Annotated in this window: 7 protein-coding genes; 2 read left to right on the forward strand and 5 right to left on the reverse strand. The window is 56.7% G+C overall.

Translation table 11 applies throughout. The features are described from left to right. Positions 1 to 33: 33 nt before the first annotated feature. Entirely contained in the window at positions 34 to 498 is a 465-nt protein-coding gene (locus AC1DIX_RS11240) for a hypothetical protein (protein WP_477324303.1), read from the reverse strand. 739 nt (positions 499 to 1,237) lie between these two features. Between AC1DIX_RS11240 and xseA the strand changes: the two genes are divergently transcribed. Continuing rightward, positions 1,238 to 2,602 (forward strand): exodeoxyribonuclease VII large subunit, encoded by a 1,365-nt coding sequence (gene xseA / locus AC1DIX_RS11245; RefSeq protein ID WP_477324305.1) that lies wholly within the window; start codon positions 1,238 to 1,240, stop codon positions 2,600 to 2,602. Positions 2,603 to 2,838: 236 nt separating this feature from the next. Then, positions 2,839 to 3,417, forward strand: coding sequence for a superoxide dismutase (locus AC1DIX_RS11250; protein WP_477324307.1), 579 nt, complete (start codon positions 2,839 to 2,841; stop codon positions 3,415 to 3,417). 562 nt (positions 3,418 to 3,979) lie between these two features. Here AC1DIX_RS11250 and AC1DIX_RS11255 read toward each other — a convergent pair. The 4 genes from AC1DIX_RS11255 to AC1DIX_RS11270 form a co-directional block, all read right to left on the reverse strand. Next, positions 3,980 to 4,165: a hypothetical protein gene (locus AC1DIX_RS11255; RefSeq protein WP_477324309.1), complete on the reverse strand. Its 186-nt coding sequence runs from the start codon at positions 4,163 to 4,165 to the stop codon at positions 3,980 to 3,982. Continuing rightward, positions 4,162 to 4,407: a hypothetical protein gene (locus AC1DIX_RS11260; protein WP_477324310.1), complete on the reverse strand. Its 246-nt coding sequence runs from the start codon at positions 4,405 to 4,407 to the stop codon at positions 4,162 to 4,164. Before AC1DIX_RS11260 ends, AC1DIX_RS11255 begins: the two co-directional genes overlap by 4 nt. After that, positions 4,404 to 4,922, reverse strand: coding sequence for a hypothetical protein (locus AC1DIX_RS11265; RefSeq protein ID WP_477324312.1), 519 nt, complete (start codon positions 4,920 to 4,922; stop codon positions 4,404 to 4,406). Before AC1DIX_RS11265 ends, AC1DIX_RS11260 begins: the two co-directional genes overlap by 4 nt. A 96-nt stretch (positions 4,923 to 5,018) precedes the next feature. After that, positions 5,019 to 5,747 (reverse strand): class I SAM-dependent methyltransferase, encoded by a 729-nt coding sequence (locus AC1DIX_RS11270; protein WP_477324314.1) that lies wholly within the window; start codon positions 5,745 to 5,747, stop codon positions 5,019 to 5,021. Between the last annotated feature and the right edge of the window lie 253 nt (positions 5,748 to 6,000).

Raw genomic sequence — 6,000 nt, forward strand, 5'->3', positions numbered from 1 at the left:
GAATGGAAAACGGTGCGTATGTGTATAGAAAAACTATACGTGAACGAATTCCGCAATGTAACGTGTTGCCCGCTTTGCGGCAAGTAGAGTTCTGCACACTTTCTGTGGATAAAAGTGTGCGCAAGCCTGCCACCGACAGGCAAGTTCTTTGATTCTTAAAGGATATTTTTCCATGCGTAAAAACATGGCACCCTGATCGAGGGATTTCCAATACGCAACAAAGTCCTCTTGCGACAAGGACACTTGCCCACAATTTCTGTGGATAAATTTGTGCGAAATAGCCTTTCCACAAGGTAAGTCATTGATTCTAATCATGTAAATTTTCCCGATGAAAAATTTAGCAGGGCGGCGACCGGATTCCGCCCCTTCCGCCGAGTCTGTTTCTTCACATTTTTTGTGGACAAAATTGTGCGCAAAAGCAAATACCCGCTGTAAAGCCATTGATTCAAAAGGAAAAAATGGCCGAGCTCGTTTTTTAGGCAGGATGGGGTTCTCCACACCGCCCCCGTCTTTGCACACAAATTGTGGAAAACGATGTGAGCAAGGCCACTCAATCAAGCCTAAGCGTTTGAATTCAAAGGAAATAGCTTGTTGAGCCTAAAATTTAGGCAGAACCAGGGTCTTCCCAGTGCTGGTATAGTCCCATCCCTGACGAAGCCAGGGGCCGGGATGCCGTGACATCGGTCCGATACCGCCGACACGACGAAGCGAAACCAGTGGACATCCCCCGGCAGGCAGGATTCTTCACAAATTTTGTGGAAAAGATTGTGAGCAAGGCGCTTGATCGATATCAAAGTATTTGAATTTAAAGGATAATTTATCTCTGCAGCATTTTTAGGCAGGCGCCGGCTTGTGCACAACACCCTGCCCTGGCCGCCCGGATAGCCCGGGTGTGCACATAAATTGTGGAAAACGATGTGAGCAAGGCCCTGAACAGCGGCCTAAGTGTTTGATTGCCTTAAGAAAACATATGCATGCCTCATTTTTATGCAAGAAGGATCGCCGAAGCGCTTATCCACTTCCTCACAGATTCTGTGGATAAGATTGTGGCCAAGTGCCGGCCAGACTCGACAAGTCTTTGATCCGTAAGGAAATTTTGTTTCTGCATCGAAATCAGGCAGCCGAAATAAACATTAAAAATCAACTGTTTACAAAAACAATTTGTTGTACACCCTGAGATATGGCGCCCGTATCAGGCCGCCCTATTTTTGTGGACAGTTCCATTTAGCTCATCCATATGCTGACTTCCTCCGACGCCGATCAGGCCTACGCCGCCCCGCCCGTCCTCACCGTCACCGCGCTCAACCAGCAGGTCGCGCGCCTGCTGGAACGCTCGTTTCCGCTGGTGTGGATCGGCGGCGAAATCTCGAACTTCACCCGCGCGGCGTCCGGACACTGGTATTTCACGTTGAAGGATGACGCCGCCCAGGTACGCGCCGTGATGTTCCGCGGCCGTGCCCAGTACGCCGGCTTCACGCCGCGCGAAGGCGACAAGGTCGAGGTGYGCGCCCTGGTCACCCTGTACGGCGCACGCGGCGACTACCAGATCAACGTCGAGGCGATCCGCCGCGCCGGCGTCGGCGCCCTCTACGAAGCCTTCATGCGCCTGAAGGACAAGCTGTCGAACGAAGGCCTGTTCGACCAGGAGCGCAAGCGTCCGCTGCCGCTGTTCACGCGCGCCATCGGCATCGTCACCAGTCCCCAGGCAGCGGCCCTGCGCGACGTCCTCACCGCGCTGCGGCGCCGCGCCCCGCATGTGCGGGTGGTGCTCTACCCCGCCCCGGTGCAGGGCCAGGGCGCGGCCGAGAAGATCGCCGAGGCCATCGCCACCGCTTCCCGGCGGCGGGAAGTCGACGTGCTGCTGGTCTGCCGCGGCGGCGGTTCGATCGAGGATCTCTGGAGCTTCAACGAGGAAGTGGTGGCGCGCGCCATCAACGCCGCCGCGATGCCGGTCATCTCGGGCGTGGGCCACGAGACCGACTTCACCATCGCCGACTTTGCCGCCGACCTGCGCGCGGCGACGCCGACCGCCGCCGCCGAGCTGGCCGCCACCGCGCGCGACGAGTGGATGAGCTCGCTGGAAGCGGATGCGGACGACCTGCGCCGCGCCATGGACCGCATCCTGTCCGAGGCCAACCAGGGCCTGGACAAGCTCAGCAGCCGGATGATCAGCCCCTCCGACCGCATCGCCAACCAGCGCCTGACACTCCTGGGCATGGCCAGCGGTCTGACGCATGCGGTGCGCGCGCCCATCAACCGGAATGGCGTGCTGCTGGCCCAGCTGCAGCAGCGCTGGGCCCGCCACCTGCCGGACCTGCGCTCGCTGCGTACCCTGCTGGCGTCGGAGCGGCGCCAGCTGGTGTCCGGCATGACGGGCCAGCTGCGCCAGCGCCGCGAAGCGCTGGCCGCGCTGTCCGCCCAGCTGGAGCTGCTGAACCCGCAGCGCACGCTCGAGCGCGGCTATGCGATCGTCAGCAATGCCAAGGGCAAGGTGCTGCATTCGCCCGGCCAGATCAAGCCGCGCGACACCATCATGGTGCGCCTGGCCGAGGGCAGCGCCGAGGTCGGCGTGGCGAGCGTGCAAGATCTGCTAAGTACTTGACCGGAAATAAATGTGAATTTTGGCAAACAGAACCGGATGCGCTGCAAGGCGGCGAGTGCGCCGCAGTGCGAGCACTGCAAGCAGGAGCCAACGCGGCAACGCGCCGGTTCTGGCAGCCAAAAACACATTTAGTTCTGGGCGAGTACTTGATGTAATCTGCAACCTTTTCGCATCCGGTTTAGAATAGCGACCGTTTCGGAAGAACGACCCGTTTCCAACCAATCAAGGAATAAGACATGGAACATACTCTGCCGCCGCTGCCGTACGCCAAGGATGCCCTCCAGCCGACCATGTCGGCTGAAACCCTGGAATTCCACTATGGCAAGCACCACCAGGCCTACGTGACCAACCTGAACAACCTGATCAAGGGCACCGAGTTCGAAAACCTGTCCCTGGAAGAAATCATCAAGAAATCGCAGGGCGGCGTGTTCAACAATTCCGCCCAGGTGTGGAACCACACCTTCTTCTGGAACTGCATGGCCCCGAACGCCGGCGGCGCCCCGACCGGTCCGGTCGCCGACGCGATCAACGCCAAGTGGGGTTCCTTCGACAAGTTCAAGGAAGAGTTCCAGAAATCGGCCGTGGGTAACTTCGGTTCGGGCTGGACCTGGCTGGTCAAGAAGCCGGACGGCACCGTCGACATCGTCAACACCTCGAACGCCGGCACCCCGCTGACCACCGAGAACAAGGCCCTGCTGACCGTCGACGTCTGGGAGCACGCCTACTACATCGACTACCGCAACGCCCGTCCGAAGTTCGTCGAATCGTGGTGGAACATCGTCAACTGGGACTTCGTGAACCAGAACTTCGCGTAATTCGGAACACGCTTCCAACTCATGGCCCGCCTTATGCGGGCCATGTTTTTGGGTTTGCACTGCCTACTCAGCCTTGGAGCGGTTTGCGCCGTACCTTGAATCGCCACTGCTCTTCCAAACATTCGTTGAGCATCATGAGCAGCGCGCTCAACGGCGATACAACCGTACGAGGACGGCAAGGTTTTTCATCGCCTCCAGGTTCGTGCTGCGATACCTATACCGAAAAGATCAGTACGCGCTCCGGAACCAAACGCCGGGCTTGCTCATCATATCTACCGTCGAAGGTACACCACAGTCGGCGGGATCCAGGACTGCGCGCAAAGCTTGCGCCGGCAGAAAGTAAGGGCTATACCGCATGCTATCGGCGACGTTGCGCCCGAAATATCAAGATCCGCCATTGAACCCAAGTCGCCGCCGAAGGAATTAACGAGAGTTTTCCACGAAGACGGGACTGACACGGACCGCGTGACGCTAATTGCTTGTTGCGACCGCAAGCTGGGCAGCGCTCATATCGTCACCTCCCCAGTTGATATCGCTGCGGTTGCCAGAGAAGCCGTTGCGATCACTCGTGAAATAACCCTGCATAGCCAGAAGTGACACGAATCCCGGCTACAGTGCTGTTCACAATGCGGTTGTTTCTCACCGTATACGGTCCGGTCGTATTGGTGCCGTAGTTAAAATCAATACCATATTGCATGCCATAGGTGGTGTTGTTGTAAATCCGCGTGGGCTTGGCATCGCTGATCATAATACCCAATGCTGCGTGGCGCTCGCTGAGCAGGGATTACTTTTGCTCGCCGAGCATTTGAGCGTGCCACCAATCATCACGTTGTTATAGATCTTGATGTTACTCGAGGCAGGCGTATGGTAGGACTGGATCGCCGATCCCGATGCGCGAATAAAGAGATTGTTTCGGATGGTGACGTTGGTAACGCCGGCCGCAATATAGATATAGTGGTCTTGCGCCGTATGGCTGCCGTTATCAATCAATGTACTATTTGAATAGTAATGTCGTCCACCGGACCTAAGCCCTTATGAAGAGCGATGGTGCCGTTCCCGTGCTTATCGGCGAAGTGCCGGGCCGTGATGCCATCGACGACAACGTGGGAGTTATTCGAGAAGACAAGAAAGTCACCAGCGGTCCCAGTGTCGCCCAATTGTCCGTCAAAGACAGGCTTTTCCCACGGATAATTTTTGAAAGTTACTGGTGCCGAAGCCGTACCGGAGGATTTCCAGATAAGACCTGCTTGGCCGTAGTAGACACCGCCGCGCGCGCACAACGTCTTGCCCGCAGTCAACTTAGCGCTGGCGTATTCGATCATCCTCCAAGGAGATGCACGAGTTCCTGCCTCACTGTCCGAGCCGGCTGGAGCAATATAATAATCGTACGCTACCCTCGCCGCCAATCCCGGTATTGGCCAGCAGCCCGCAATCGAAGCTGCCAAGAGACTGGCCATCAGCCGCGATGTGCTGACAAAACGGCGCGAGAGACCAATCTCGCCCACGGTATAGCCGCCCTCCTCAGTTCCACCGCGCCCCTGCCTTCCACTAGATGAATGCGAAAGGAAAAGGTCAGGCGTGCGCGCTTGCTCGAGTTATCTCTATCCCACATCATTGCTGTACAGAGCTGCAAATACGGTCCCCCTCTGGGATAGGAACCGATTAAAAATGCGGGTATCGAGGAGGTCGGCAAAGCATTGGAGGGCCTTCGATGGCATGACTCCTACGCTTGCAAATCCCTTCCAGATCACCAGCGGTCGGTTGCCGTCGGCGCACAGAGATTCAAGCTCGTCCTGTGAAAAGTAATGCCAATTAGAGCGACCCGCATTGCCAAAGCACCGGAGGAACACATTGTGAACGGGCGAACACCAACCTTTATCAAGAATAATAAGCCGTCCTTTATCGGACAACATGGCCATGCAGCAGTGGATGGCCCTAGAAAATTCGCTCAGATTGTGATTGCGATCCAAGCCGCCGAGAACGCCTTTTAAGAGAACCAAATCATAAGTTTGCCTCGGTACGGAGAACACGTCGTGTGTCCTGATCGAAGGCATCGGCAGACCGTATTCCTCACATATGGATTTGCAAAACGCCTTCAGGCTCGGCAACTCTTCCTCTGCATAGCAGCTTACGTCTACCGAACCCCCTTTGCTCACGAAGTACAGCGACGGTGCGGATAATCCGGATGCGCCCACTTCAAGGATTGTGCGAGGTTGCGTCTCCAGACGAGTGACCGCTTCGCAAAAAACGTCCGTCCACGGGACCGCATGCCACCCAAATAATCGATGCAGCATCTCTATATCTTGGGCATTCGGCTTAGTATTTGACATCGGCAAATCCTTTTGATTGGCGCGCTGTATCGGGCCCTAAGAATGACGGCGGCAACATCGGGCGACGGCGAGCGATGTTGAGTTGTGTAAAGCACACTGCTAATTAGGTGTGGTTGGTCCGCTATCTGATCAAAAAAGCGATGACATCCGCGCGCCTGGTTGGCCGTTGCTGAGTAGCCCAGATCAACCGGCCGTCGTGGCGCAATGCGCCGAGCACGTTGACCTGCTGCCGGTGTGCCAATGGCTCGACTGC

This window comes from Massilia sp. 05N420 (genome assembly GCF_056397205.1).

What these genes read in the sequence shown, in the direction of transcription:
- AC1DIX_RS11250 (WP_477324307.1), top strand. Translation starts at nt 2,839, where the DNA reads ATGGAACATACTCTGCCGCCGCTGCCGTACGCCAAGGATGCCCTCCAG.
- AC1DIX_RS11255 (WP_477324309.1), bottom strand. Translation starts at nt 4,165, where the DNA reads ATGATCAGCGATGCCAAGCCCACGCGGATTTACAACAACACCACCTAT.
- AC1DIX_RS11270 (WP_477324314.1), bottom strand. Translation starts at nt 5,747, where the DNA reads ATGTCAAATACTAAGCCGAATGCCCAAGATATAGAGATGCTGCATCGA.